Annotated in this window: 24 protein-coding genes; 12 read left to right on the top strand and 12 right to left on the bottom strand. The window is 46.6% G+C overall.

Annotated features, from left to right (window positions below; all coding sequences use genetic code 11):
* Positions 1-52 precede the first annotated feature (52 nt).
* Positions 53-952: a DMT family transporter gene (locus NB463_RS03295; protein ID WP_124008232.1), complete on the bottom strand. Its 900-nt coding sequence runs from the start codon at positions 950-952 to the stop codon at positions 53-55.
* 92 nt (positions 953-1,044) lie between these two features.
* Between NB463_RS03295 and NB463_RS03290 the strand changes: the two genes are divergently transcribed.
* A complete protein-coding gene (locus NB463_RS03290) occupies positions 1,045-2,481 on the top strand; it encodes an aminotransferase-like domain-containing protein (protein ID WP_186437921.1) in 1,437 nt (478 codons plus the stop codon).
* A 97-nt stretch (positions 2,482-2,578) separates the two neighbouring features.
* Here the strand turns inward: NB463_RS03290 and NB463_RS03285 are convergent, their stop codons facing one another.
* From NB463_RS03285 to NB463_RS03275, 3 genes are all read right to left on the bottom strand, one after another.
* Positions 2,579-3,715 carry a glycerate kinase gene (locus tag NB463_RS03285; protein WP_258431554.1) on the bottom strand — a complete coding sequence of 379 codons (1,137 nt, stop codon included), beginning with the start codon at positions 3,713-3,715 and terminating at the stop codon, positions 2,579-2,581.
* Positions 3,716-3,731: 16 nt separating this feature from the next.
* Positions 3,732-5,084 carry a GntP family permease gene (locus NB463_RS03280; protein ID WP_005482895.1) on the bottom strand — a complete coding sequence of 451 codons (1,353 nt, stop codon included), beginning with the start codon at positions 5,082-5,084 and terminating at the stop codon, positions 3,732-3,734.
* A 158-nt stretch (positions 5,085-5,242) separates the two neighbouring features.
* Positions 5,243-6,385 (bottom strand): sugar diacid recognition domain-containing protein, encoded by a 1,143-nt coding sequence (locus NB463_RS03275; protein ID WP_005460816.1) that lies wholly within the window; start codon positions 6,383-6,385, stop codon positions 5,243-5,245.
* A 234-nt stretch (positions 6,386-6,619) separates the two neighbouring features.
* On the opposite strand from NB463_RS03275, the gene NB463_RS03270 reads away from it, so the two are divergent.
* On the top strand, positions 6,620-6,793 hold the full coding sequence (locus NB463_RS03270) for a hypothetical protein (RefSeq protein WP_005391896.1): 174 nt from the start codon (positions 6,620-6,622) through the stop codon (positions 6,791-6,793).
* A gap of 69 nt (positions 6,794-6,862) precedes the next feature.
* On the opposite strand, the gene NB463_RS03265 is transcribed toward NB463_RS03270, so the two are convergent.
* The gene (locus tag NB463_RS03265; protein WP_006740983.1) at positions 6,863-7,225 is read right to left on the bottom strand and encodes a hypothetical protein; all 363 of its coding nucleotides are present in this window, start codon (positions 7,223-7,225) and stop codon (positions 6,863-6,865) included.
* A 283-nt stretch (positions 7,226-7,508) separates the two neighbouring features.
* Between NB463_RS03265 and NB463_RS03260 the strand changes: the two genes are divergently transcribed.
* The 5 genes from NB463_RS03260 (at position 7,509) to NB463_RS03240 (ending at position 11,735) form a co-directional block, all read left to right on the top strand.
* A complete protein-coding gene (locus NB463_RS03260) occupies positions 7,509-9,356 on the top strand; it encodes a M3 family metallopeptidase (protein WP_258431555.1) in 1,848 nt (615 codons plus the stop codon).
* A 65-nt stretch (positions 9,357-9,421) separates the two neighbouring features.
* Positions 9,422-9,958: a DUF924 family protein gene (locus tag NB463_RS03255; RefSeq protein WP_029857511.1), complete on the top strand. Its 537-nt coding sequence runs from the start codon at positions 9,422-9,424 to the stop codon at positions 9,956-9,958.
* 25 nt (positions 9,959-9,983) lie between these two features.
* Complete coding sequence (locus tag NB463_RS03250) at positions 9,984-10,694, top strand: HAD family hydrolase (RefSeq protein ID WP_258431556.1); 711 nt, start codon at positions 9,984-9,986, stop codon at positions 10,692-10,694.
* 99 nt (positions 10,695-10,793) lie between these two features.
* Positions 10,794-11,111: a DUF4144 domain-containing protein gene (locus tag NB463_RS03245; RefSeq protein WP_025506254.1), complete on the top strand. Its 318-nt coding sequence runs from the start codon at positions 10,794-10,796 to the stop codon at positions 11,109-11,111.
* Between the two features lie 138 nt (positions 11,112-11,249).
* Complete coding sequence (locus NB463_RS03240; RefSeq protein ID WP_025522697.1) at positions 11,250-11,735, top strand: VOC family protein; 486 nt, start codon at positions 11,250-11,252, stop codon at positions 11,733-11,735.
* Between the two features lie 72 nt (positions 11,736-11,807).
* Here NB463_RS03240 and NB463_RS03235 read toward each other — a convergent pair whose 3' ends face one another.
* Positions 11,808-12,722: a LysR family transcriptional regulator gene (locus tag NB463_RS03235; protein ID WP_258430969.1), complete on the bottom strand. Its 915-nt coding sequence runs from the start codon at positions 12,720-12,722 to the stop codon at positions 11,808-11,810.
* Positions 12,723-12,863: 141 nt separating this feature from the next.
* Between NB463_RS03235 and NB463_RS03230 the strand changes: the two genes are divergently transcribed.
* From NB463_RS03230 to NB463_RS03215, 4 genes are all read left to right on the top strand, one after another.
* On the top strand, positions 12,864-14,171 hold the full coding sequence (locus tag NB463_RS03230; protein ID WP_053313895.1) for a DUF1254 domain-containing protein: 1,308 nt from the start codon (positions 12,864-12,866) through the stop codon (positions 14,169-14,171).
* Positions 14,172-14,322: 151 nt separating this feature from the next.
* Complete coding sequence (locus NB463_RS03225; protein WP_139060498.1) at positions 14,323-15,165, top strand: LysR family transcriptional regulator; 843 nt, start codon at positions 14,323-14,325, stop codon at positions 15,163-15,165.
* Positions 15,166-15,319: 154 nt separating this feature from the next.
* Positions 15,320-15,745 (top strand): VOC family protein, encoded by a 426-nt coding sequence (locus tag NB463_RS03220; RefSeq protein ID WP_006740975.1) that lies wholly within the window; start codon positions 15,320-15,322, stop codon positions 15,743-15,745.
* Positions 15,746-15,804: 59 nt separating this feature from the next.
* Positions 15,805-16,317 carry an O-acetyl-ADP-ribose deacetylase gene (locus NB463_RS03215; protein WP_256936795.1) on the top strand — a complete coding sequence of 171 codons (513 nt, stop codon included), beginning with the start codon at positions 15,805-15,807 and terminating at the stop codon, positions 16,315-16,317.
* 132 nt (positions 16,318-16,449) lie between these two features.
* Here NB463_RS03215 and ygjK read toward each other — a convergent pair whose 3' ends face one another.
* From ygjK to NB463_RS03200, 3 genes are all read right to left on the bottom strand, one after another.
* On the bottom strand, positions 16,450-19,140 hold the full coding sequence (ygjK, locus tag NB463_RS03210; RefSeq protein ID WP_258430970.1) for an alpha-glucosidase: 2,691 nt from the start codon (positions 19,138-19,140) through the stop codon (positions 16,450-16,452).
* A gap of 115 nt (positions 19,141-19,255) precedes the next feature.
* On the bottom strand, positions 19,256-20,023 hold the full coding sequence (locus NB463_RS03205; protein WP_065769489.1) for a transcriptional regulator: 768 nt from the start codon (positions 20,021-20,023) through the stop codon (positions 19,256-19,258).
* Positions 20,024-20,479: 456 nt separating this feature from the next.
* Entirely contained in the window at positions 20,480-21,616 is a 1,137-nt protein-coding gene (locus NB463_RS03200) for an MBL fold metallo-hydrolase (protein WP_258515964.1), read from the bottom strand.
* A gap of 180 nt (positions 21,617-21,796) precedes the next feature.
* On the opposite strand from NB463_RS03200, the gene NB463_RS03195 reads away from it, so the two are divergent.
* Positions 21,797-22,042 carry a Rho-binding antiterminator gene (locus NB463_RS03195; protein ID WP_258430898.1) on the top strand — a complete coding sequence of 82 codons (246 nt, stop codon included), beginning with the start codon at positions 21,797-21,799 and terminating at the stop codon, positions 22,040-22,042.
* Between the two features lie 96 nt (positions 22,043-22,138).
* Here the strand turns inward: NB463_RS03195 and NB463_RS03190 are convergent, their stop codons facing one another.
* From NB463_RS03190 to ompW, 3 genes are all read right to left on the bottom strand, one after another.
* Positions 22,139-23,629 (bottom strand): MDR family MFS transporter, encoded by a 1,491-nt coding sequence (locus tag NB463_RS03190; protein WP_258430899.1) that lies wholly within the window; start codon positions 23,627-23,629, stop codon positions 22,139-22,141.
* A complete protein-coding gene (locus NB463_RS03185; protein ID WP_005482880.1) occupies positions 23,626-24,651 on the bottom strand; it encodes an HlyD family secretion protein in 1,026 nt (341 codons plus the stop codon). Before NB463_RS03185 ends, NB463_RS03190 begins: the two co-directional genes overlap by 4 nt.
* A 214-nt stretch (positions 24,652-24,865) precedes the next feature.
* Positions 24,866-25,510 (bottom strand): outer membrane protein OmpW, encoded by a 645-nt coding sequence (gene ompW / locus NB463_RS03180; RefSeq protein ID WP_258430900.1) that lies wholly within the window; start codon positions 25,508-25,510, stop codon positions 24,866-24,868.
* Positions 25,511-25,898 lie beyond the last annotated feature (388 nt).

Genomic DNA, 25,898 nt, shown 5'->3' with positions numbered 1-25,898 from the left:
ATTAAGATGAAGCAGAATTGTACTCACTGGCACGTGAATGTCCCTACCCAATTTAGGTATATTCTGTTTGAACCGATTTTTTTATCGTCAGCTCTGGCTTTTTAACCACTAGATAGACCGCCGTGGCCGCTAATACAAAGCCAGAAATGCCCATCCAATCAAACGACTCACCAAACGCGAGCCAAGCTTGAATCGCTGTTGTTGGCGGCACGAGGTAAAACACAGACGCCACACTCGAAGACGCGCCATTTCTCACCATGTACAGCAGCAGCAGAATAGCCACACAAGAGAGCACGACGACCAACCACAACACGGTCAAAATAAACTCCAGTTCCCACTGAACTTGCATGGTTTCAAACTGCATCGCAACAGGCAGAAACATGATGAGTGCGGCCAAATATTGCACCGTCGCACCACCAACCATATCCACCTGCTGACAATGTTTTTTCTGATACAGCGTCCCTAACGTGATACCAACCAAAGACAGTAAACAGACTCCAATGGCTAAGAACTTATGTTGCTCAGACTGCCACTCCATGTTTCCCATCAGCACCATAGCGATGCCGACAAAGCCAAGAGCCAAACCCAGCCATTGCGAGGGTTTAAATTCCTCACGAACAAACACCACCAGCAAAGCAGCGGTTAAAATCGGCTGAATGCCCACCAACAACGAACTCAGCCCTGCTGGCATACCCAAATCAATAGCGAAATAAGTGCCGCCTAAATAGAAGCCATGGATCAACACACCCACCACACAGCTGTGCCAGAAATCGCTTCCTGTCGGCAACCTTCTACGCAACATCGCCACAAGAACCAAAAACAGTAAGACATTGAATGCCATACGGATAGAAAGTAGTGTCGCTGGCTCGGCATACTGCAAACCAAAACGCGCACCAACAAATCCAGAAGCCCAAAGGATGACAAATACAAAAGGGATGGCTCGGATTAACATGATCGCCTCACTCACGCTTGTTTTATGTTTTGAGATACTGTTAATGTAATTAGGCACAGTGTTTTCAAAAAGTGACAGATGGAAGTGTTTTTATGGGTACAGATTTATTGGAAAGCGGTGAAGGGAATAAGTACCTCGTGGTGGAAAAGCACCTTAAACAAGCCATCAATGGTGGCGTTTACCAAGTGGATGATCGACTGCCCTCCATTCGCTCATTGAGCCAAGAATTAAGCGTCAGTAAAAACACCGTGATTCGTGCGTATCAAGAGCTGGAAGCGCAAAACTTGGTGTACTCGGTTCCCAAGTCGGGTTATCGAGTAAAAATCGCCTTGCCGACCTCTCGCTCAATTCCGGATCCGACTCGCGTGGATTTGCTCTCGATCTGCAAAGAAATCCTCACGTACCCTGAATACCAAGAGCGTTTGCCCGCAGGCTCTGCCCACCCAAACATTGACTCCCCCGCGATCAAAAGCTTGTACGCCGAGATTGGCCGCCACAGCCGCCAGCAAACGCATGTACCGAGCCATTACCAATTGCCACCCGGTGATCACCTCTTAATCAAACAACTGGCGAAAATCACACAAGATTTGGGCACGCCAACCAAGTTGGATGAGATCATGGTGACGCACGGCGCGCAGCAAGCAATTAGCCTAGCGCTGCGCGCAACGACACAAAAAGGCGATATCGTCGCGGTGGAGTCCCCTTGCTATTTTGGTAATTTATTGATGCTCGAATCACTCGGCCTCAAAGTGGTGGAAATTCCGAGTTGCCCACGAGACGGTATGTGCCCCGAAGCCTTAGCAAAAGCAATGGCGACATGGGACATAAAAGCGATCATCGTAACGCCAAACTTCACCAACCCAACTGGTGCCATGATGCCGCTAGAAAAGCGCCAGCAATTGCTATTGGCGTCTGGCAATATTCCTATTATCGAAGACGATGTGTTTGGCGGGTTAAGTTATAACAAGCCTTTGCCAAGCTTGAGGTTGCTCGATGACAAGCAACGCGTAATTTACGTGAATTCGTTATCCAAAACGCTCGATTCGCGTTTGAGAATTGGTTGGATGTTGGCGGGGCGATATCGAGATCAAATTGAGCAATATCTACTGTGTGAGAACATGGGCAGTTTGAATCTGATGCAATCTGCCGTGGCAACGTTTCTAACGTCAGGCAAGTATCGAACGCATACTGCGCGAATGGGTCGGGTTTATCAAAACAACATGCGCCGATTTATCCAGATGCTTCATCAATACTTAGATGAATACGAATCTCTAAAAAATCGATACCAGATCAACGCCGTGCAAGGTTCGTTCTTGCTTTGGTTGCGCCTGCCCAAAGAAACGGACAGCTATGCGTTGTATCAAGCGTGTAATCAACACAGAATCAGCCTACTTCCCGGTACCGTATTTGGCACTCAAGGGCAATATCGACATTGCGTGCGCCTCAGCGTGGCAAACTTTGGTAGTGAAACCGATTGGATTCACGCGATGCAAACACTGGCAAAGTTGATAGCAAAGCATGTTCGTTAACTCGCTCTTGCTAAATGAACTTATGCCCGTATACGTAGACTGGTAACAACAAAAAAACTCCACGCAAAGGTGGAGTTTTTTCGTATCGTCATCGCCCTCAGTGCGACTTAATTTGCCACATTCTCGCGACGTTTTCGGCTAAATTGGCAACGTTGACGTCGGCCTCTTTCATGGCCTCAGATAAGCTCATCGCCCTTGGTACACAAACAAACACCGCATCAATACCGCATTCATAGACCGCCTGATAGTTGTTGCCCACACAACCAGCCAATGCAACGACTGGTAAATCAAACTGCTTGGCCACCTGAGCAACGCCCATCGGCGTTTTGCCATGTGCGGTTTGATGATCGATTCGACCCTCGCCTGTGAATACAATATCCGCATCCGCAACATGCTGAGCAAGCTTGACCGTTTCAAGCACAATCTCAATTCCCGGTTGCAAACGTGCTGGCGTGTACCCGAGCAAGGCCGCTCCCATACCACCAGCAGCGCCCGCCCCTTCACGAGTCAGTACGTGCTTACCCGTCGCTTGTTCAGTCAGCTCACCAAACTTGCGTAATGCGTTATCGAGCAGAGTGACGTCTGACACCGTCGCTCCCTTTTGCGGGCCAAAGATAGCCGACGCGCCTTTGTCGCCACAGAGTGGGTTATCAACATCGCACGCTACCAACATTTCGCAAGCAGCTAAGCGCGGGTCAAGACCAGAAATATCGATGGACGCAAGCGTCGCTAACCCGCCTCCATTTGGGGTAATTGCATGACCAGATTCATCAAGAAACGCTACCCCCAACGCGGTCAACATGCCCACGCCACCATCATTGGTAGCGCTGCCGCCCAAACCAATGATTAAGCGTTGAATACCTCGGTCTAGCGCGTGTTTGATCAGCTGTCCGGTACCGATGCTGCTGGTCAGTTTTGGGTCGCGAGCGTCACTCGGTACAAGGTGCAGCCCACTGGCCTCCGCCATTTCAATAACCGCTGTTTCGCCATCACCGAGGATGCCATAAAACGCTTCAACATCATTCCCTAATGGCGCGGTCACCGTTGTAAAGACTTGTTCGCCTTGAGTTGCATCTATCAAAGATTGAACCGTGCCTTCGCCACCGTCTGCGACCGGAACTGTAACAAACTCGGCATCATGCCATACGCGAGCAAGACCCGTTTTGATCGCCTCGCTCACTTGTTTGGCGGTTAAGCTTTCTTTAAATGAATCAGGTGCAATTACCACTTTCATACGTATTTCCAGAGACTTATAAGAGAACGAGACTCAAAATGTACACCAATGCCATTGCCGTGACACCTTGAACGAGCGTAGCCATGGTTTGCGCGCGGTACGCTAAGCCCACCGACATGCGGCTAAACTGCGAAACTACCCAGAAGAAGCTGTCGTTTGCATGAGAAACCGTCATCGCACCTGCACCGATCGCCATCACCGTTAATACGCGGCCCATTTCTGAATCTAGCCCCAATTGGGTAAGCATAGGCGCAACCAAAGCCGATGTGGTCACCAGTGCAACCGTTGACGACCCTTGCGCCGATTTTAGCGCAGCCGCAACGATAAATGGCATGAAAATACCCACGCCCAGCGCCGATAACGTCGTACCCAAGTATTCACCTAGCGGCGTTGCTTTTAATACCGCGCCAAATGCACCACCCGCACCGGTAATCAAAAGAATAGGCGCAGCAGCCGTAATACCTTGGCTGATTCGCTCGCCAAATTCTTCAATCTTGTTGTCTGATTTGAGTAGGCGAACAGAAAGGAACAGGCCAATCACCAATGCCGTTAGTGGCTGTCCTAAGAAAGTCAGAACATCAAACACAAAACCTTCGCCCAGCGGTAGGCTTGGGAATTTCGCGATAGAGCCAAAACAGATCAATAAGATTGGAACAAAAATAGGAGCGAATGCTTGGCTCGCCGTTGGCAATTTACCGTAAGATGCTTTGAGTGCTTGCCAATCATGCTGAATTTCATCTGCGGCTTCAATGCCATCTGGTTCAACATGTTGGAATCGGTTCGCCCACAACATACCCGCTAGCGCCGCAACCGCTGCAACAAACACACCCACACCAATCACTAAACCAAGGTTAGATTCCAGGCCTAAGTTACCCGCAGCGGCAATCGGGCCAGGAGTTGGCGGCACAAACGTGTGCGTCGCGTATAGGCCAGTAGCCAACGCTACACTCATCGCAACGCTTGAGGTTTTTAAACGCTTCGCGAGTGATTCTTTTAGCGAGTTCAGAATGACAAAGCCTGAATCACAAAATACCGGAACAGAAACGATGTAACCGATGATGCTCATGGTCAATGTTGGGAAACGCTCACCCAACACTTTGATGACCGTATCGGCCATAGTGATCGCCGCACCACTTTTCTCCAAAATAACACCGATGATGGTACCTAAAACGATAACCAAACCAATGTAACCAAGGATGCCGCCAAAGCCAGAAGCAATGGTTTTGGCAATGCTATCTGCCGGTAAGCCGTAAGCAAATGCCGCAAGGAACGCCGCGATGATCAGCGCTAAAAAGGGATGTAATTTGAATTTGGTGGTCGTGAGCACAATAAATGCGATCACCCCGAGCAGGATTAATATAAGGTTCATGATAACTCCATTTATTCTTATTTTGCTGAGCGAGTCCGTGTTGGCTCACTCAACATGTAGGGACGCATGAATTATTAATCGTTTGCTTTCGAATTCCTTTAGGCGGAGTGACAAATGATGTGGTCAAAAAATGACTCTTATTGTGCAAATGCACAATATCACGCCATTTTTGAGAGCCGAGTCGCAATATAAAGCTCCGCTAACCCCACAAAATTGGTGGTTGGCAACCCTGTTATCTCGGTAATTTTTTCTAATCGATAGCGCAGAGTGTTCCGGTGAATAAACAGCATTTTAGAGCATTCCGTCACATTGCCATTGCATTCAAACAACGCATCTAGGGTTTTCAGTAATTGCCCAGATTTGTCTTTCTCTTTCAACCGTTTCACGCCATCAATAATTTGTTCACCTTGCCAAATATCCGCCAACGGCGCTAACAGCACAGGCAAACGAAGTTCATCGAACAGGTACTTACGTTTCTCTGGGTAGAACTGCTTGCCAATGGCTAATACCTGCTTTGCGCTTTGGTATGACAAAGCAACATCTTTAGGCTCATTAAACAACTGCCCTAGCGCAATGTGAAACGTATGCGAATCGTGATCGCTTAAACGCGACATCAACTTATCAATGCGTTCACTTTCGATTTGGCTATCCCATTGCTTGGCGGAATGACACGGTTTCAGCACCACAATTTCATTCACTGAGACAATCGCAACTAGGTTGTTACGCTCTGGGTATTCAAGCAACTCAACAATATTGCGCACACTCTTCATGCTTTTAGAGGCGGACGGCGTCGAGACTTCAATCACCGTTGCCACCCGTGGTTGAGTAACATCGATAGAAAGACGCATCGCCCAATCTTTCAGCTCTTCATCGGTCAATTTGCCATTGATCCAAGCCAGAATAAACTCTTCACGATGACGTCTGTCCCACTGAAATTTTTCCACCAGCGCAGCTTGCTCGATTGTTAGTTCAGCGGTCATTTTAACCAGTTTGGCGAAATCTCGAATTTTCTCGGGCTCGCCTGTCACACCAACAATACCGACCACGTCTCCATGCAATTTCAACAGCATATTGATTCCGGGTTTGACACCCTGCAACGTCAAACATTGCTGCTCATTCAGCTCTAGCGAATCGCCGTGATTCAACGCCAATACCGCGCCATCATGCACTTGCCCAACGCGTTTTGGATCGCCACTGCCAATGATGATGCCCGCTGAGTTCATCACATTTACGTTGTGACCAATGATGGACATGGTTCGATCGACAATTTGCTGTGCTAAGGAGTGGTCGAGAATCACCATTTCGATTTTCCAGATTGACAATTTAATCGTTCAATAAATCACAAATAGCCAACTGTCGCGATGATGCAGTTAAAAATAACTGAAGCAGCTCAAAGCATTACTCAATTAACCACACGATAAGAATGGATTAAACCCTCATTTTGAGCTGAGAGTTATATACTTAGAACAAAGGTCACCGATGCATTCGTCACTGTGCATCGATACCGCTCGTCTACCTACAGAGGAGGAAACAACATGGAATTACGTAATAAATCGGGTGAAGTCGCAAAAATTGCAGATAATCTCACATTAAAGGAAATCACAGAAATGGGCTACACCGTAGATTTATGCGATGAAGCATTTGACCCCGGTGAGCATTGGAAAGCGGAAGGTAAAACGCAAGGTATGGGCGAGTACCCAGAGGAGTAAACGTCCTGACAGGCCAGCGCACAAAGCGCTCCATAAACAGAAAAACCGAGCGACTTAACGCTCGGTTTTTTACTTTTGAACTTCTTGAATAAACAAGCCCATCTCTTCAAGATAATTGCCGTTTGAGCATCCCCAATCGGTGACTTCAATCAGCTCGGTAACTAACTGTCCAGATTCATCATTTTGTACTCGCTGCACAAACGCTTCAAAGCGTTCGAACTGCGCCTGAGTTTTAATGCCATGCACAGCATATTCTACAAGCAAGCCGTTGTATGTCTGCCAGCGCTGTTCACCTGAAACATCACTGCTTAAAATTACAGAGCACTTTTGTTGAATGTTCTCAACCGCATCATTTCTTGGCGGCGTGACAGAAGAGCATCCAACCAAAATCGTACCTAGCGCCAATAGAGTAACTTTTGTCTTATTTATCATATCGTTTCCATATGTACTGCCGCGATATAGAAATACTATTACACATGACAAAGATCATCGAGAGCGCCTAGCAGATTAATTAACTGATGAACTGTAAAACCCGTGCCAGTCTTAACACTGCGCACTCCAAACTCGTAACAACTCTTGCTAACTCATTAAAATGTAAACAAATAGTAAAATCACGTTTACGCAGTACACTACCAGCAAATTAATTTGTCCCTCCTTTATTATCAACAAGCGTGCAATAATTAGGGGTCTACTCCCAACCATTTGAAGGATCAAAATGACCGCAACGGATTATCTCAACGACCTCAATCAACGTTACCTCACGATTCACCGCACCAAAGAAGATTTCTTTTGGGAAACTTACATGGGGATCAGCGATGACCATGATGGCTCGACGCAAGCACAAACCGCATGGACAAGCTTTTTGAGCAACGCCGAGCAAATTACTGCCATCAAACAACAGCTTGAAGCCGCGGACTCAATTACCGACCCACAAGAGAAACAGCAAACCATTACGGGTCTTTCTGGTTGGCTGGCGATGTTTGAATCTCACGCAATCGAGGGCGAAAAGGCACAAGCGTTGAAAAATCAGCTCATTGCCTTTGAAGCTGAGCTCTTCGAGAAAAAACAGAACCACGTACAAACGTTTACCGATGAAAACGGCGAGCAAGTGGAAGGTTCACTGCCAGTATTGAGCTCAACCATTCGCACCAGCAATCATGAAGAAGTTCGCCAATCGGCTCACCAAGCGTTGCTGAACCTTGAACAATGGCTACTGCAAAACGGCTTTATAGAACTGATCAAACTGCGCAACCAGTTCGCTCGCTCACTGGGTTATGCGACCTTCTTTGATTACTCCGTGCAAAAAACGGAAAAGATGAGCTCTGAGCAGCTATTCGAGATTTTGGAAGATTTCGAACAACACACGCGAGATGCACACCTAAACAGCTTAGAAAACTTGGCGAAAGAGAAAGGCGCAAGCGCGCTAACAGGCTTCAACTTTGTTTACTCGTTCGCGGGGGACGTCATGCGTGACCTTGACCCATACGTGCCGTTCTCAAAATCTCTGAGACGCTGGGTAGAATCGTTTGGTCGTCTGAATATTGATTACTCTGGCGCGACGCTAACGCTGGATTTGTTAGACCGCAAAGGTAAGTACCCGAACGGGTTCTGCCACGGCCCGATCCCTTCTTTCTACAATCAAGGCGAATGGGTCGCAGCACAGGTGAACTTCACCAGCAATGCCAAACCAGACCAAGTGGGCAGCGGCTACGATGGCATTAACACGCTGTTCCACGAAGGTGGCCACGCAGCACACTTTGCGAACGTAAAAATGAACGCACCTTGTTTCTCGCAGGAGTTTGCGCCGACTTCAATGGCTTATGCAGAAACTCAGTCGATGTTCTGTGACAGCCTGTTAACCGATGCCGATTGGCTAAAACAATACGCACTGGATGATGAAGGGAATCCGGTTCCTGATGAGATCATTCAAGCGATGATCAACAGTCGTCAGCCATTCAAAGCTTATGAAGAACGTAGCATCTTGGTTGTGCCGTACTTTGAACGCGCGTTATATCAACTTAGCGATGACGAGTTAACGCCAGAGCGCATCACTAAGCTGGCTCGCGATTGTGAAAAACAGATCCTTGGTTTGGAATGCAGCCCTCGCCCACTGATGGCGATTCCACATTTGCTATCCGATGAAGCAGCTTGTGCGTATCAAGGTTATCTACTCGCGCACATGGCGGTGTATCAGACCCGCGCATACTTCCTTGAGAAGTTTGGCTATCTGACCGATAACCCAGAAATTGGCCCACTGCTGGCAAAACACTACTGGCACGCAGGCAATCACTTGTCGCACAACGAAACGATTGTCAGCCTAACTGGTGAAGGCTTTAACGCCAAGTACCTTGCAGACGTGTGTAACCTATCCCCAGAACAGGCGTGGGAAGTGCAGCAGAAGAAAATCGACTCACTTGCAACGCGAGAACGAGCACCAGTCGCTTCACTGAACGCGATGATTAAAGTCGTCGACGGCAGTAAAGAACTGGCAAGCAACGCCATCTCTGACGAACAAATGTGTGACGATTTTGAACGTTACATCGTAGAGACTTACGGTCGATAACACGCCAAGAGCCAGAAGCCACGCTTCTGGCTTTTTGCTATTAAGGCACAACAAAAGGAAGCGCCATGCATCAACAAATCATCAAGTTCTGGTTCGAGGAGCTAACGCCTCAAAACTGGTTTGAAAACAACCCAGAACTGGACAAACATATTGCGTCACGATTTGCCTCGGTACTAGAACAAGCCGCTCGTTGTGAACTGTTTAATTGGCGTGACAGTGCACAAGGACGATTGGCCGAAATCATCGTCCTCGACCAGTTTTCACGTAATGTGTATCGCAACACCCCAAAAGCGTTTGCGCAAGACCCGCTCGCATTAGCATTGGCTCAAGAAGCAATTCGGTTAGGACACGATCAAGAATTAGTGCCTGAGCAGCTAAGCTTTTTGTACATGCCGTTTATGCACAGCGAATCGCGCCTCATTCATGTCGAAGCTGAGAAATTGTTTCGAGCATCTGGGCTTGAAAATAACTACGATTTTGAGCTAAAACACAAAGCCATCATCGACCTATTTGGACGTTACCCACATCGCAACGCCATCTTGGGTAGAGAAAGCACACCTGAAGAGTTGGCATTTTTGCAGCAACCCGGTTCCAGTTTTTAACCATCAATAACAACGAGAACGTTGAATGAAATTAGACGCCATATTGTGGGATTACGATGGGACACTCGTAAACTCTGTACCGAAAAACATCGACATCACCAAAGCGATCTTATCCATCGTTGCCCCGCATTTAACTGGCGATAATTTACCGAAATATCTCCATTCAGAAGCCAACTATCACTACGCAAACCACGCGGCGAAAAACTGGCAAGAGCTCTACGTGGATTACTACGGCATGTCCCATGATGAAATGCTGCAAGCTGGCGGTTTATGGGCAGAGCATCAAGAGAAAAACCAAACACCAGTAACCCTGTTTGAAGGCATTGATGGCGTCATTAAAGAGTTTGTGCAGCTGCCTCACGGCATTTGTTCTCAAAACTCACAAAGCAATATTCGTCGAGTGCTGTCCGACAACGGCATCAGCGCGCAGTTTAAATCCATCGTCGGGTATGATGACGTCTCGAATGGGCACCAAAAGCCCGATGCGTACAGTGGCATCAAATGCGTTGAGTCGATTTTTGGTCACGCAGAAAATCGACAGCTGATGTACATCGGTGACCATGAAGCCGACACGCAATTCGCACGCAACATCGAACAGCAGTTGGGTGGCCAAAGTAAGGTGATTGCCGTTGCAGCAGCGTACAGTGGCGCGATGCCAGAGCATTGGAGCGTGCAACCAGATTACGTGGCAAGAACGGTTGACGAGCTGTTTTCGATTATTGCTCAACACACGTAATTTTTGACTGCGGTTTAAGGCCAACACCTTGAATGCTGCCAGCACTCACTTTGCCCTTTCAGACATTGAAACAATTTTAGCCACTACACCGGAGGCCCCATGGTTACATGGCCATGTTTATTGAAACTCGATGGCGACGATGAACTTATCTATTTGCGTTCTCATGCCGATCTTGATTCCGAATGCGAAGCGCTCATTTTGGGGCCAGATGATTACGTAATTGACTCAAATGGCAACACGTTCGGGTTGCAATACAACGATTCGAACACCACCGTTTTACAACCGGAAGAACGCACTCTGTCCGTCGAGGAAGTTACGTCACTCATCCAGTCGCATGAGTTTAGTCTCGCACAAAGGTGCATCATCAAAATTCACTTCACCTCGGTACAGCAAGCTGTTGAGGCATTAGCCAATTAACTCGAACTGTGCCCATAATGATTACATAAAATTATTATTTTTATAATTTATGATAATTTAATGTAATTAACACCGCACCATATACTCTCCCACATCGAAACAAGACAACGTTTAAGTACACATGTTGGGAGCAAACAAATGAAAATGAATCATGTCGGTATTATGGTCGGAGATATGGATAAAGCGGTTGAGTTTTACACACAAGCGCTTGGTCTAAAAGTCGTTATGGGTAACACGAAAGTGATTGAAGAACGCGAAACCGCAATTGGCAGAATGTGTATTGCGGTCTTTGGTGAGGGCTTTAAAGGCTTCAACATTGCGCATCTAGTGACAAGCGATGGCATCGGACTTGAGTTATTTGAAATGAAAGAGCGTCAAGCGCGCCATGAAGTGGATTTTTCTCGCATCGGTATCTTCCATTTCTGTTTGCAGACGGACGACTTTGAAGGTGCAATCAAGCGCACTGAAGCGTTTGGTGGCAAAGTTCGTATGGACATCATGCGTTACCACCCAGAAGACGATAACAAGCCTGCGAAAATGGTTTATCTAGAAGACCCATTCGGCAACCTGTTCGAGCTTTACTCGCACACTTATGAAGAAACTTACGCTTCTGAATACGAGTAATTACATCATGCAACACAACCGGGATCAGTGCGTTACTGAACCCGGTTGTTCAAACCGTTTCACCAACCATTGTTACGACTCAATGCCTAACGACTTCATCAACGATTCAACGGTATTGTTAACCCACAATATCAACGGATCATTACGGCGCTTTACGCTGTAAACGTAACCGAAGTTACCCTCTAATTTCGGCAGCGCGTCATCAAATTCGATAAAAGAAAAACGCTTATCTAACTGATTGATCAAGTGACGCGAACAAGGAAACAGCACATCGCTATCCGCAACCAAATTCAAAATGGTGTTGATGTGCGTGGTACGCAGTTGAATTCTTGGGACAACTGAAAAAGGCTGTAATAAGCGCGAGATGTGATCTTCTTTTTCATTCCAATGTTGGATGATGTGAACCGCGTACGCGTACTCTGAAATGTCATCCAAATACATGCGTTTGCCACCATGCGGATGCGTCGCGCGACAGGCCAGAGCAAAGTCGTCCCGCCCGCCTTTTTTCTGAACCAGATGCTTCGGCAATTCCATAGGGAAATAGTTGATGCCAAAAGCGATTTCACCCGCATCGATTTTGTCTGGCGTGGTTTCCGTCCAGTCTTCGATCACCAAGTTCATAAACGGCGCTTCTTTGGCTAGCAGCTGAGTAAACGCGGCAGAAAACCATTGCGCAATGGACGAGTTGATTGCAACACGCAGAACACTGCTTTCGGTCGCGGGATCAAAACTATGAGAAACATTCACTAGCTTGTCGATGTCGTTGATGATCCCAGACAGCTGCGCTTTGATCTCTTCGGCTTTCGGCGTGAGCTCCATATTGGTGCCCTTACGCACTAAAATGTCGTCGTTAAACAAATCCCGAATTTTACGCAAGCTTCGACTCACAGCAGGCTGGCTGGTGCACAAACGCTCCGCAGCCGTTGTGGTGTTGCATGTTTCAAGAATCACTGCCAGCACCTTGAGCAAATTGTAATCAAAGTTCATCAACGTTATCTCTTTAGCTTTTCTCAAAGCATATCACTTTTGATATAGACTAAATACTCACAATTCATTTCTGTAATAAACGGGTGAACGACTAAGCTTAGCTGGAAACATATCCTCACAAACAAATGGATGAAACCAGCCATGAAACAAAAATTACTCGTTACTCTATTGGGATTATCAGCGCTAGGAGCCAGCTCTGTATTTGCGGCTAACACCAATGTTGATCTTGCAGAAGATGCTTATATCTACGGCTACTCTATCGATGAAGCGTACAAGTTTTTCTATCACACGGCGGTAGAAAACAACTATCCACTGAACCGCTTTCAGAATATTCGTGCTCTAGCTGATGACTCTTACACCGCTCACCCAACCATTAATAACGATACGCTTCACCTTATGGGCTGGTTAGATGTTGCTGCAGAACCTGTCATTGTGAGCGTGCCTGATATGGATGAAGGCCGTTACTGGATCTTGCACACAATGGACATGGGCCACTACACCAACGCAGCGTTCAGTTCTCGTACTCGCGGCACAAAAGGCGGCCAGTTCATGTTTGCAGCACAAGATTGGCAAGGTGAAGTGCCAGCGTCTGTCGACGAAGTGGTTCGCGTAGACAGCAATCTTGTGAAGCTGATGGGTCGCATCATGGCAGTGAATGACGAAGACGCAAAAGTCGCGCTTAACTACATGGACCAATGGAACATTCGTACCCTATCGGAATATTTAGGTAAGAACGGGCCAAAACCAGTACAAAGAACGTATCCAGATCCAAAAAATTCAACATGGCTTGAACGCGTGAACTTCGTGCTATGTGATGGCTCGATGGGCAATGCAGACAAACAGTGGTTGGACAAATACCAATCTATCGGCGTTGAACCATGCAAAACTGACTTCACACCTGAGCAGCTAAAACTGGCAAAAGTTGGTGAGAAGAAAGGTATGGAACACCTCGTCGAACTTGCACCTAAAATGACAGATGCTCGTACGTTGCTTGGTACACGCGATACCTTGGGTGATGCGCCACGCGATATTTTTGCAGAAGGTACTTACCTTGGTCAGTGGGGCTTACCACCTATCGAAGCGTCTTACCGTAAATCAGATTTCGACAGCACTGGTCAAAAACTGGATGGTTCGAAGCATGATTACGTGATGCGCTTTAAAGCGCCGAACGTCAGCGAATTCTGGTCTGTTACTATTTACGGCAACGACAACCGTTTGATGGCGAAAAACGACCTAAACCGTCACAGCCGTGGCGACCGAACCATGAAAGCGGACAAAGACGGTTACTACACCATTTACATGAGTGCGAACGAGAAAGGCCGAGCAGACGATCCAAACTTCTTGCCAGTACCTGAAAAACCGTTCTACGCCATCATGCGTTTTTACGGCGCAGACGATGCAATCCAAAGTGGTGAGTATCAAATGCCTGAAATCAAAGTAGTTAAATAATTCGTTTTAACGAACCACTACTCTGTCGCCTCCTTAGCTCGTAAGTGCGTTAAGGAGGCTTATTTCAAGGTGGGTTACTAGGGCGAACATCTAGCCCAAAAATCAAAGAGACGCCCACTGAATCTAGTGATTATTTTTATTTAGGTATCGTATGGATTTTAATCTAATCCAAACCTTTTTAATTGTTGCTGAATATCAATCTTACTCTCGCGCCGCAGAGCACCTAGGGCTAACTCAGCCAGCGATTAGCGCATCCATGAAGCGTTTGGAAAAAGAAACCAACAAATCGTTATTTGTGAAGGATGGGCGACAAATCAAACTCACTTCTGTAGCGCATCAGTTGCTACCTAAATTTCATCAGGCGTTTGCGATGATCAATGATGCCATTTCCGATCAAAGCACTTTCCGCCTGAGCTGTAACGAAGCGCTGCTCCACCGCATCACACCAACCAACACGATCAGCATTTGCGCCGATACGGATTTACCTTCGTTATTGAACGATCTACGACTTAAACAGATCGATTTGATTATTAGCCCAACGACCATTCATGACCCATCATTTATCAGTGAGTCAATTTTTGAAGAGCCAATGGTGGTGATTTGTCGTCAAGATCACCCACGTATCGCAGGAAAAATCGAACAAGAACAGTTTTATTCTGAAAAGCACTGTCGGTTTGTCGGAGACGAAGACTTCCCAGTTAGCAACACCGAAATTCACCAGCCAGGGCTGCAAGAGCGTGATGTGGAGATGATGACAACATCGCTCTCTGGCATGATGCTTTATGTGGCGAAACACGATTGCTTAGGCGTGCTTCCCCTGTCTTTGGCGCAGAAATGGCAATCGGCTTTGAATCTGCAAGTCATTCAAACTCCAATGTTTTCCGAGCCAGTCAGCTATAAGCTGATTTTCCATAAACGAGATGAATCCAGCACTTCCCATCAATGTTTGCGAGCTTGGGCGCGTGACCAATTTGCTACAGGCCTAAACGCCTGACGCGGTCGCACATCAAGGCGTTTCGCCAAAAACTCTTTCTCTATTCTTAAATGCATTCTTTATGACCAAAAGTGCATATGTTAAAAATGGCTTAACGATCAATATGGACGTTCAGGTCGTATACTTTTCCATAACCGCACAAAAGGAGTGAAGCATGCCCACCAACAACCCAATCGCAATCCAAGCCCTTGATCATGTCGTGTTAAGAACGTGCAACCTCGACGCCATGTTGCATTTCTATCGAGATATTTTGGGCTGCCCTGTCGAGCGCGAAGTAATGGAGCTTGGTTTAACCCAGCTTAGGGCTGGTAACGCATTGATTGATGTGGTGACGGTAGACAGCGAGTTAGGACAACTTGGCGGAAAGCCACCAGTCCAAAATGGTCGTAATATTGACCATTTTTGCCTGCAACTAGCGCCTTTTTCAGAAAATGAAATGCTGGAATATCTGCGTTCACGCGGCATTGAAACCGAAGAGTTTGCGAAGCGGTATGGCGCACAAGGGTTCGGTAGATCACTCTATATACATGATCCGGAAGGAAATGTCGTCGAGTTAAAACCTCAAGTCATTGATGAGTAAGCTACACTTAACTGTGTTACTGACCATTTGTTTCTCATCATTGTAGAAGGCTCAAAAAAATGAACGCGATCTCGTTAGTCCAAGGCGACATCACCACCGCACATGTCGATGCCATCGTGAATGCAGCAAATCCGAGAATGCTCGGCGGAGGTGGCGTCGATGGTGCCATTCATCGCGCAGCAGGGCCTGCGCTTATCAATGAGTGTTATGCCGTTGATGATGTCGACGGTATTCGATGCCCGTTTGGTGACGCACGCATTACTGAGGCTGGCAATTTAAACGCGCGTTACGTCATTCATGCCGTTGGCCCGATTTACGATAAATTCGCCGATCCAAAAGCGGTGTTGGAATCTGCATATCAACGCTCGCTGGATCTCGCGCTCACCAACCACTGCCAAAGTGTGGCGCTGCCTGCGATTTCTTGCGGAGTGTATGGTTACCCACCTCAAGAAGCAGCAGAAGTCGCGATGGCCGTTTGTCAAAGACCGGAATACGCGGTACTCGACATGCGCTTTTACTTGTTTAGTGAAGAGATGCTTTCGATATGGCAACACGCCCTGACCCAGCACTAAAATCTTTGTGACAAGAGACATAAAAAAACCGGACTGCCAACACAGTCCGGTTTGTCTTATTTATCACTGAATTATCGTTCGTTAAGCGCTACGAATGCTAGGGGGTCATCCAAAGCGCCTAATGTGTGCGATCTAGTTTTTGAAGAATCCGTTGTACATCATGTACAAATGCGCCGCAGACCAAGAGAAGTTCGACGCACCTTGTACCGCGCCCGTCTCTGGGTTGTAGTTTTCACGGATTGGCATGTCACCCGTCATACCTTCTGCGTTGTTAAACAACTCATTCGCCATTGCAATCGCTTCTTCTTTGTAGCCGTAGTTTTCCATCGCACGGAAGCCAAAGTACACTTGGTCTAGCCACACGCGACCACGCCAGTACACATCTTTACCGTAAGCAGGGTTGGTTTGCGATGCGGTCGGCAAAGGCACTCCCGTTCCTTGGAATTTATCTGGCGTGTTGAACTCGTCTTGATCACGCATCACCGCGATCACTTTATCGGCATGCTCTTGCGTTGCTGCACCATTAAACAGCGGCGACCAACCTTCAGGGCCGCGTCCACGCTCTACAATCGGCAAACCCGCACAGCCATTTGCAAGAGGCGCAGGAGTAGTGCCATCTTCAGCCACATTTAAGTGAATGTCGTAGAAAAATCCTGTGCTTTCATCAAACATACATTGGTTAATGTAAGTCTTGATTTTTTCCGCGCCATTTAGGAATTCTTGCGCTCGATCTTTACCTTCTACGCCATCGGACACCAACTTCGCCATTTCCGCTAAGTATTTGTTGTCTGAGTACATGTAAGAGGCTTGATCCACCGATTCTTGCAGCATAGAGAAGCCAAGCAGCTCGCCGTCCGCAGCATTATTGTTGGTGCGATTTTCTGCAAAACGAACTTCCCAATCTTTCTTCGCTTGATCGAGTTTCGCTAAGTTTTCCGCTGACGTATTGCTGTACACCCACTCTTCGCCTTCCAGCTTGATGCTGTTATCAAAGCCGTACGCACTTGCCGCGTAGCGACCAAGTTGATCCACATTTTTGTCTGGATTGCTGATGTCTTCAGCTTGCGAATTCATGTTGTGGATGTTGTAGATAAAGCCAAAACGAGCCGCGTTATCCATGCCCGATTCCCAGCCAGCCGCTTCTTGTGCGCCGACGTGAATCGTCATGTAATCCACTTCATCGAGAATCTTATTGTAAGACGCCATGCCTTTTACTTTATAAGAATTGCCGTTTTGCTCGATGATGTCTTCTGCAGGAATAATGGTCGTGAAGTTAGGATCGCGCGTTTCTACCCAAACGTACATCACGCCTTCTTCCGTGTTGTGTGCTGGGTCTACTGCCGCGCCGTATTCAGGCACACCATTTTGGTTGTGGTCGCGGTTGGATAGCCACCAATCGTGGTATGCCACCAACTTCGGATACATTTCATCAATGAATTTTTGCGCGTCTTCTGGGCGATCAAACTGGTTCACGAGAGCGTGATACACCTCCATCACAGACCATGCCGCCAACGAAGGTTTCGTATTGCGTTCGTTCCAGTTTTCAGAGCCAGCACCACCACGACTAACAGGTTTGGTGTACGTCAACACATCCAGCAAGTAGCCTTTGTCTTGTGGACGAATCTTGTCATCAGCTTGAACTTGCTCTTGGAATACCGTGCGAATGTTGTCCATCGCAACATCTGGGTTGAAATGCGCCATCGCGTACGCTTGTTTCCACGAATCCCACGGCCACGTTAAGTTACCAGAGAACCAACGCGCAGTGACCGATGGCGTGACTGTCGCTTGTTCAATATCGCCCGCCGCAGAGCGCCAGTTACCGTTTAGGGTCTCCATCGCTTTTACGGCCACACGAGCTTGGTCTGCTGTCGCTTCTTTGTTGATAAGACCATTCGCTAAATAGCCGTCCCAACGCGCTTTCGACGCTTCCATGTATTGAGTTGGATTCGCCAATACGTCTTGCAATCTCAACGATTCTGACTGCACTTCTTTCGCATTGTGCAGGTTAGAATAGGCCGTATAAACCGCCGATGTTTGCTCAGCTGGTAGGCTCATCTCCGCGGTAGAACTGAATGAGGTTTCGTTGGTGAACGTCTTCGTCGGTAGAGAACGAGTAATGCGGAACTCGGCATCGCGGTCATTACGGATCGCCCAGTTGTCTTTCATCTCGCTAAAGTTAATTTTAATGCCGTTCTCGATGGTCGAAATCTGGCGCTTGTAATCTGGGTAGTACTGCGCCACGGTTTGGTCTTTTCGCGTCGACAGCGCGTATTTCACCAACTCGCCGTCCCACTCCAACGCCAAGTTCATATCACGATCAGTTTTGTTAGTGATGAGCGTTTCCACCAGCGAAGAGCGGTCAGTCACGAAGCGCAGCACCATTTGCACGTGAATATCGTCCAAGTCCAACACCTGCACTAATGCACCTGGAATGGAATAGACTTTCGCTTCTGCGTTCGATAAATCGTAAGTTTGGCCACTCACTTTGTCGGTCAACGTGAGCTTGTCGAACGTTTGGCCAGACATAAAATGCGCGTACTCTTGCGTTACTTGCATAATACCGCCGAAAGCGCCATAACCCGCCGCATCTTCAGGTAGCAAATGGCCATGCCACGCGCCGTTATCCGTCAACGCGTTGTACTTCAGGTTCGAATAACTGTCGTAATCACGCAGGTAAGTTGGATTACCAGTACGATCAATCACGTTAGTAAATTCCGAAGTTGGCGCCTGTGGTAAACGGATTTCAGTTTTATCATTGGAACCACATCCAACAAGCGAAATAGTAGCCCCGATCAGAACGGCAAGTGTGCTCTTTTTAAACATACTTTTTCCCTATTATTTACGTTATTTTTATATTCTCATTTATATAAATGAGTGTTTTTAGTGTGCAGAAGCCCGGCTCGCACTAAATAAGCACAAGCTTCCGATAATTATTCTTTTATTTTTCTTTAGCGATAGTGATGGCTTTTAATAAATCGCCATTAATATTCGGAATTGTGTCAGCCAAAAATATCTGATTACCAGGTGTAAAAGTGAGTAAAACGTTTTTTAGGCGTTGACTGTTTTCACTGGTTTTATTTTGAACATCAAACTCAATTAATTTGTTGTACACTTCATTTGCCAGTTTTTCTTCTTGTTCTTCGGTAATCGCAATGCGTCCAACACAAATTGGAGGTCGAATATCGTGGCTAAACACTTCTTCACGAAAGCGCTGTGCAAATAGCGTGTCTAAATTTGAACCTTCTTCAAAAATAAAGCGGCCTGTATCTTTAAATTGATAGTTTTTATCCCCTTTCAGTTCAATGTAATCCATCATTTCTAGTGCACGTAAATAGAGCGCAACGGAAGTATCACTCAGCTGGTATCTCCGAGCGATCTCTTCTAAAGACCACTCAGGTCGACGCAAAAGATAAAGAAAATCAAATAAGTGAGGATATTGATGAAAAATCTCACTGTTGGTGTCGGTGATAAACTGTTCACTCTCTTGCTGCAGCTGCTTACCTCGCATGGATAACTCAACCAAATCCGTATCAAGGTGCGTGGCGTACAACAAGATTTTATCTAAACCAAGAGACGTATTGTGAAGCTGCCTTTTTATAGTAGAAAGCGGGATTCCAAGTCCAATAGAAAGCTCGGAATATCCAATGCCTTTTTCTTTTATTTTTTCTCGTAAAGCAGCAAGTAAATACGTTGCAGAATTATTCATCTAACAATGCCTGTATTTTATTTATTCAGCATCCATGATGATAAATTCAAGAGAGTCCTACTCTTGTGATTTTGGTCTCAATATTCTATCTTGTTGGCGTAAAACATATCTTATCCATTAAAATTTTTTACTTTTCTTTAACTGGACGCATTTTACCCACCCTGAACAAGTTATGGCCATTGCCCTATGGGCTTATCAAGATAATAGTCAGTATAATTGTTTTGAAGAGTAAAATTAAGATGGCAAAGATTTTTACTAAAACTTTTCTGATAAGAGCGCAAATTTTCAGATGAAAAGTATCAAAAAATGACACCAATCGATTTATAAAAGCGTGAGATCACAATTGGAAAGTGAACCTATGGAAATTTTGAATTTCAATGACCAGTAAAAACCTTGTTATATTCTGAAAATAACAAGGTTAATTTATAAAATAATTATTGAAGTAAGATCATGTTATTAAGTCAAAATTATATCTGGCTCACATATTTCTTTTTCTCGCCACCATTGTTTATTTATATGTTCTTGATGAACGTAAAAACTCTCCCCTGGCATTGGCGTCAGCAGCGTTATATGTTCTTTTTGACAATGGGTAAGCAAATCTAAAATCGGTTCGTCCCAGCGGTGAGTAAACAGTTCGTATGTAGCCCAATGTACTGGCAACAGTTTTTTCGCATTTAAATCGCGAAACGCTTGCACGGTATGATGAGCCTGCATGTGCCCCCAGTTTTCGACCGGATAACCTTGGCCTTTCACATCAGCAGCCACTTCCAAACAAGCAATGTCGATTGGTCCACATCGCTGTGCGATCTCGGAAAAGTGCGAGTCGTAAGCTGAATCGCCACTAAAATAGAGCGTCTCTTCTTTGCCTTTGATGACCCAAGAAGCCCACAAGGTCGAGTTTTTATCGAAATAAGTACGACCCGAATTATGGTTAGCAGGCGTACAAATCAGTTCGATTCCGGCATAGTGCACGCTGTCCCACCAATCGAATTCCACGATGTTGTCTGCGCAAACACCCCACTTTATCAGATGCTTGCCAACCCCTAAGGGCACATAAAACGTCACGGGTTTATCGGCGTAGAAACGTATGGTCGATGCTTCTAAATGGTCGTAATGATCGTGCGAAATCACGATAATTTCAGGAATCGGCAAACAATCTCTGGCATGGGTATTGGGAATATTGCGTTCAAACCACCCTTTTGCGATGAACGGAGAAGCGTAATCAAATACCGGGTCGGTCAGAATTCGAATGCCATCGACCTCCACCAGCATAGTGGAATGGCCCAGCCAAGTAAGGCGCATCGATTCACTTCGCTGCGCAAACTGCGTAGGTTGAATTGGGGAATGTGGCAGATGTTCGTTAGGACTCAACGGCGTTCTACCACCAAGATAACTCCAACACACCTGCCAGAATGATTGCGGACTAGGCACATTTGGCATCTCGTTTTTAACGCGGCCGTTTTCAAATTGAGGCGAGTGGTGAACACGGTGCGCCAACTGCGCATGGTAGGTTTGAGGCAGAATCAGTGAACTTGGCTTTTGTGTCTTTTGTTCACTCGTTAGGTATGTGCGCTTAAGTATCGTTTCAGACATATCGTAGTTTTGTCTCGCTTGCGAACGCTCAACAGTAGGTTTATTAAAACGTGCGTGTATGTCTATTTCGTGACCAAAATGAGGTGTAAGATGAAGATTCAGTTTCAATCAAACGTCTTCTATTTAAGGATACGGTTCTCAAACCTTCTGAATACTGCGTCGGTTTGAAAGGAGAAAACTATGGTGACTTGCAGCCAATACGATTTTATTGAAATCGCCTGTATGCTTAAGCTCCCGATCGAGATCACACTAAAAAATGGTGAAACTCATCAGGGCAACGCGTTCGACACAGGCTACGACATGCAGCGACAAGAGTGCTTGTTTTTAGATATGGATGGTGAGCACACCGCCTTCCCGACTGAACAATTAGTCGCAATGCGCGCGCTCAAAGCCAATCCGCATTTTGACGAAGTGACGTTTGAGTAAACGTCCTTCTTTCACTGACGCCGTCCAATAAAAAACGCCTCTCAAGCTGTCACAACTTGAGAGGCGTTCTCTTACACGGTTCACCTGAACTTGTTGTTATTCACGCGACCGGATGAAAACCAGCATCGGCATCATGATCACGAACATCACTCCCACAAGCTGGAAGGTGTGCACAAACGCGACCATTTGCGATTGCTGCTGCAACATCTGTTGGTATTGGTCTAACGCAACCGGGTCGGTAATGGAAAGCCCCTGATTGGCCGCCCAGTCATGCAAGTTAGGATTATAAGGATTTATACCCTCTCCCAGCGCATGCCATTGCTGCTGACTATCACGATATTGGAACGTGGTGGCGATAGAGATACCAAACGAACTACCAATCGTACGGAACAGATTGTAAATACTTGCCGCCGCGACAGATTGCTCTTTCGGAATCGTTAAATACGCCAAGGTGGATAGCGTCGAGAAGGTTAAACCAAGCCCCATGCCCTGAATCATACTCGGCATCACAATCCAAAATGTATCGATCTGCAGTGAGTATTGCGTCATCAAATAACTACCAATCCCGATGCAGCTTAAGCCAAAGACTATTTTGATTCTGGGATCGAATTGCGGATTGAGTTTAATCACCAAAATTAACATCGCCGCTGACGCCAATCCACGCGGTGCCATTAATAAGCCAGTGGTTGAGACCGGATAATCCAGCAAGCTTTCCAACAACATCGGTTGTTGAGTCGTCAGGCCAAACATAGCCATCGACACCACGGCAATCATCAACGACGAGACCATAAGGTTTCGGTCTTTAAGCAGCCATAATGGCGCTATTGGGCTTTTGGTTTTCCAGCTGCGATAGATCCACATCACCGACCCCATGACAGCGAGCAATATCGCCGTCTGAATCATGCGTGAGTTGAGCCAGTCTTCTTCGTTACCTTTATCCAACACAAACTGCAACGCGCCCACACCTAATGCCATGTAACCGATGATCCACCAGTCAAAGTTAGGTTTGGATTTGTTGTCGATGTGGATATAGCGATAAATCAAAGAGGTACAGATCAAACCGAATGGCAAGTTGATGTAAAAAATCCAGCGCCAGTTGATGTTGTCGGTGATCACGCCACCCACGACTGGGCCCAAAATAGGACCAAGCAAAATGCCGATGGAGAAAATCGCCATCGCTTTGCCTTTTTGCTCATACGGATAAATCTGTACTAACGTCGACTGCGCCAATGGAATCACCGACGCGCCGAAAGCGCCTTGGATAATGCGAAATAGCACCATCTCTTCAAGCGACTGTGCTTGCCCACAAAGCGCACTGGCAATCACAAAACCGATCACAGCAACCAGCATGACTTTGCGTTCACCAAAGCGCGACACCCAGAAACTGGTCATCGGAATGAAGATCGCTTCCGCCATGCTGTAACCCGTCAGCACCCAAGTAATTTGGTCTGCTGTTGCGCCCAACGCGCCCATCATGTGCGATAGCGACACGTTCGCAACGGTCATATCGATTAACACCATGATGGCAGAAAGCATCACGGCGACGGTGGCAATCCCCCGTTTGTCTGCCGTCATTTGATGACTCATTGCACGCTACTTTGCAAATCAATGGTGACTTCTGAGCTCGCACCCACGCGAAGTTGCGGCGCATCGGCCGGTACTTCTAATGCCAAACGTACAGGGAAACGCTGTTTGATTTTAACCCAGTTACCCGTTGCGTTTTCTGGTGGCATCAAGGAGAACGATGTACCACTCGCAGGCGACAGTTGTTCTACCGTTGCTTTCCACACCACGTCTGGGTACATATCAATCACCACATCCGCATGCATGCCAGGTTTAATATGAGTAAGATCGGTTTCTTTAAAGTTCGCGCGTACCCAATAGCTGTCTTTTAAAATCACAGGGAACAGCGTTTGACCCACGCTAACGACCGAGCCTACGTGCGTATTGATTTCTCCGGCAATGCCATCCACTGGTGACGTAATGTCGGTGTAGCTCAAGTTCAGCTCCGCTTGCGCTAACTGTGCTGCAGCTTGTTGAACGACCGCAGCCTCTGCGCCTTCTTCACCACGGTTCGCAATGGCTTTTTCTACCGTCGCACGCGCTTGCTCTAGGCTCGCTTGGGCATTGGCTAGTTTGTTTTTCGCCGTATCTAAATCTTGGTCCGAGGCCAGTTTGCGTTTCACCAGTGAGTCTGTACGTTTGTACTCTACTTGCGCTTCTGTCAGGTTAGAGCGCGCCGCATCTAAGCCCGCCACAGCTTCAGTTACCTGCTTATCGGCAACGTCATGTTGCTGGACCGCCAATTGGTATGCCGCTTTTGCTTGCTTCACTGCCAACAAATATGGGCGTGAATCTATCTTCAGCAGTAGGTCACCTTTATTAACAGATTGGAAGTCTTTGACATCCACAGAAACCACTTGGCCTTTTACCTGAGGCGCTACCGACAAAATTTTTGCCCTAACGTAGGCATCTTCCGTGCTTGGATGACTGTCAGAATACTGCCAAGACCAATACATCGCACCAAATGCGATAACACAGAGAGTAAAGAAAAGAGTTTTTACCAGCTTAGATCTGGAGGAAGAATGCTTCGCGATGTCGCCGCTCATTTATATTGTCCACTTGTTCAATTATGTGATCAGTGTAGGACTTTTCGATCTTCGGACAATAAAATGATCTGCAAGGTAAAGATCCAATTTTGCGTGTTGCTAAGTGGAGTAAATGATGTGCAATCAAAACGAGGATAAAAAAGAGGGGCAGTCCCCGTAACCGCCCCCAAAGTCATGCCAATAATAGTAATGTGCGTGTAACTACTGGTTTTTCTTAGAACTTGTAACCGCCGCTGATCATAAATACCCAAGGGTTAATTTTGACGTCGGTTTTTTGCTTCGCTCCACCTGCTTTGTAAGTTGCTTCTGTTTCAATGTTTGCGTACCACGCAGCAGCGTTGAGGAACCATTGATCGTTGATCATGTAGTCCACACCAATATTCGCTGCTAGACCGAATGAGTCATCCAACTTAAGATCTGAAAGACCAGCGCCTTTACCCGTGCTATTGAAACCCTCATCAAAGAACATGGTGTAGTTGAGACCTGCACCAACATATGGACGGAATTTACTTTGTGGCTCGCCAAAGTAGTACTGAACCATAAGCGTTGGTGGAAGATGTTTGGTGTCCGCGATATCACCAAGACCTAACAAATCTGTTGAGATATCGTGGCTGAATGGTGTTGATGCTAGAAGCTCTAGGCTGATGTTATCTGTGAACATGTAGCCAAACGTCAAACCAAGCTGCGTATTTGAATCCACTTTCAATTCTTCTTGAGAACCAAGAATCTTATCGCTGCTGTCATTTGGAACGACAGACGCCGCACCAACACGAAGAACGAAGTCACCTTGTTTATGAGCGAAAACACTTGGTGACACGAGTGCAGCAACCACTGCTAGACTGCAGATTGTTTTTTTCATTTTTTATTTCCTTTTATAGGGCTTCGTTATGTCGTACCCAAAGGTGTGCCTGCTGACTGGCCTTAGATTTCAAGTAAACTCAGCGCCTTGAAGCACACGGGCATCTATATTTTTTTGAGCTGCGCGCAATCTAGCACATAGAAACCCTACTATTTTGATGGAAATCAATTTGTGAAAAATATAGGTTTTTTGTATAGAGAAACGCCATACCGATCAACAAATTATGCAAATCGGATACAATTCTGTAATGCAAACTGTGCGTGTGAGAAGCCATGCCTACTCAAAAACACGAATCCTCTCGCTAGGGCTCGTAGCCAGCAAAAACTTTTTTCTTCCTCTACGTCTTCTATTTTCAAAAAACAACCCACTTAAAACGCTCGTTTGACCC

The organism is Vibrio sp. RM-41-2B (genome assembly GCF_024744415.1).
GTDB classification, from domain to species: domain Bacteria; phylum Pseudomonadota; class Gammaproteobacteria; order Enterobacterales; family Vibrionaceae; genus Vibrio; species Vibrio diabolicus.
This window is presented reverse-complemented; position numbering and strand designations above follow the sequence as displayed.

Bases quoted from the DNA above. Each gene is read 5' to 3' on its own strand.
- NB463_RS03295 (WP_124008232.1), bottom strand. From the start codon at position 952: ATGTTAATCCGAGCCATCCCTTTTGTATTTGTCATCCTTTGGGCTTCT.
- NB463_RS03290 (WP_186437921.1), top strand. From the start codon at position 1,045: ATGGGTACAGATTTATTGGAAAGCGGTGAAGGGAATAAGTACCTCGTG.
- NB463_RS03285 (WP_258431554.1), bottom strand. From the start codon at position 3,715: ATGAAAGTGGTAATTGCACCTGATTCATTTAAAGAAAGCTTAACCGCC.
- NB463_RS03280 (WP_005482895.1), bottom strand. From the start codon at position 5,084: ATGAACCTTATATTAATCCTGCTCGGGGTGATCGCATTTATTGTGCTC.
- NB463_RS03275 (WP_005460816.1), bottom strand. From the start codon at position 6,385: ATGGTGATTCTCGACCACTCCTTAGCACAGCAAATTGTCGATCGAACC.
- NB463_RS03270 (WP_005391896.1), top strand. From the start codon at position 6,620: ATGGAATTACGTAATAAATCGGGTGAAGTCGCAAAAATTGCAGATAAT.
- NB463_RS03265 (WP_006740983.1), bottom strand. From the start codon at position 7,225: ATGATAAATAAGACAAAAGTTACTCTATTGGCGCTAGGTACGATTTTG.
- NB463_RS03260 (WP_258431555.1), top strand. From the start codon at position 7,509: ATGACCGCAACGGATTATCTCAACGACCTCAATCAACGTTACCTCACG.
- NB463_RS03255 (WP_029857511.1), top strand. From the start codon at position 9,422: ATGCATCAACAAATCATCAAGTTCTGGTTCGAGGAGCTAACGCCTCAA.
- NB463_RS03250 (WP_258431556.1), top strand. From the start codon at position 9,984: ATGAAATTAGACGCCATATTGTGGGATTACGATGGGACACTCGTAAAC.
- NB463_RS03245 (WP_025506254.1), top strand. From the start codon at position 10,794: ATGGTTACATGGCCATGTTTATTGAAACTCGATGGCGACGATGAACTT.
- NB463_RS03240 (WP_025522697.1), top strand. From the start codon at position 11,250: ATGAAAATGAATCATGTCGGTATTATGGTCGGAGATATGGATAAAGCG.
- NB463_RS03235 (WP_258430969.1), bottom strand. From the start codon at position 12,722: ATGAACTTTGATTACAATTTGCTCAAGGTGCTGGCAGTGATTCTTGAA.
- NB463_RS03230 (WP_053313895.1), top strand. From the start codon at position 12,864: ATGAAACAAAAATTACTCGTTACTCTATTGGGATTATCAGCGCTAGGA.
- NB463_RS03225 (WP_139060498.1), top strand. From the start codon at position 14,323: ATGGATTTTAATCTAATCCAAACCTTTTTAATTGTTGCTGAATATCAA.
- NB463_RS03220 (WP_006740975.1), top strand. From the start codon at position 15,320: ATGCCCACCAACAACCCAATCGCAATCCAAGCCCTTGATCATGTCGTG.
- NB463_RS03215 (WP_256936795.1), top strand. From the start codon at position 15,805: ATGAACGCGATCTCGTTAGTCCAAGGCGACATCACCACCGCACATGTC.
- ygjK (WP_258430970.1), bottom strand. From the start codon at position 19,140: ATGTTTAAAAAGAGCACACTTGCCGTTCTGATCGGGGCTACTATTTCG.
- NB463_RS03205 (WP_065769489.1), bottom strand. From the start codon at position 20,023: ATGAATAATTCTGCAACGTATTTACTTGCTGCTTTACGAGAAAAAATA.
- NB463_RS03200 (WP_258515964.1), bottom strand. From the start codon at position 21,616: ATGTCTGAAACGATACTTAAGCGCACATACCTAACGAGTGAACAAAAG.
- NB463_RS03195 (WP_258430898.1), top strand. From the start codon at position 21,797: ATGGTGACTTGCAGCCAATACGATTTTATTGAAATCGCCTGTATGCTT.
- NB463_RS03190 (WP_258430899.1), bottom strand. From the start codon at position 23,629: ATGAGTCATCAAATGACGGCAGACAAACGGGGGATTGCCACCGTCGCC.
- NB463_RS03185 (WP_005482880.1), bottom strand. From the start codon at position 24,651: ATGAGCGGCGACATCGCGAAGCATTCTTCCTCCAGATCTAAGCTGGTA.
- ompW (WP_258430900.1), bottom strand. From the start codon at position 25,510: ATGAAAAAAACAATCTGCAGTCTAGCAGTGGTTGCTGCACTCGTGTCA.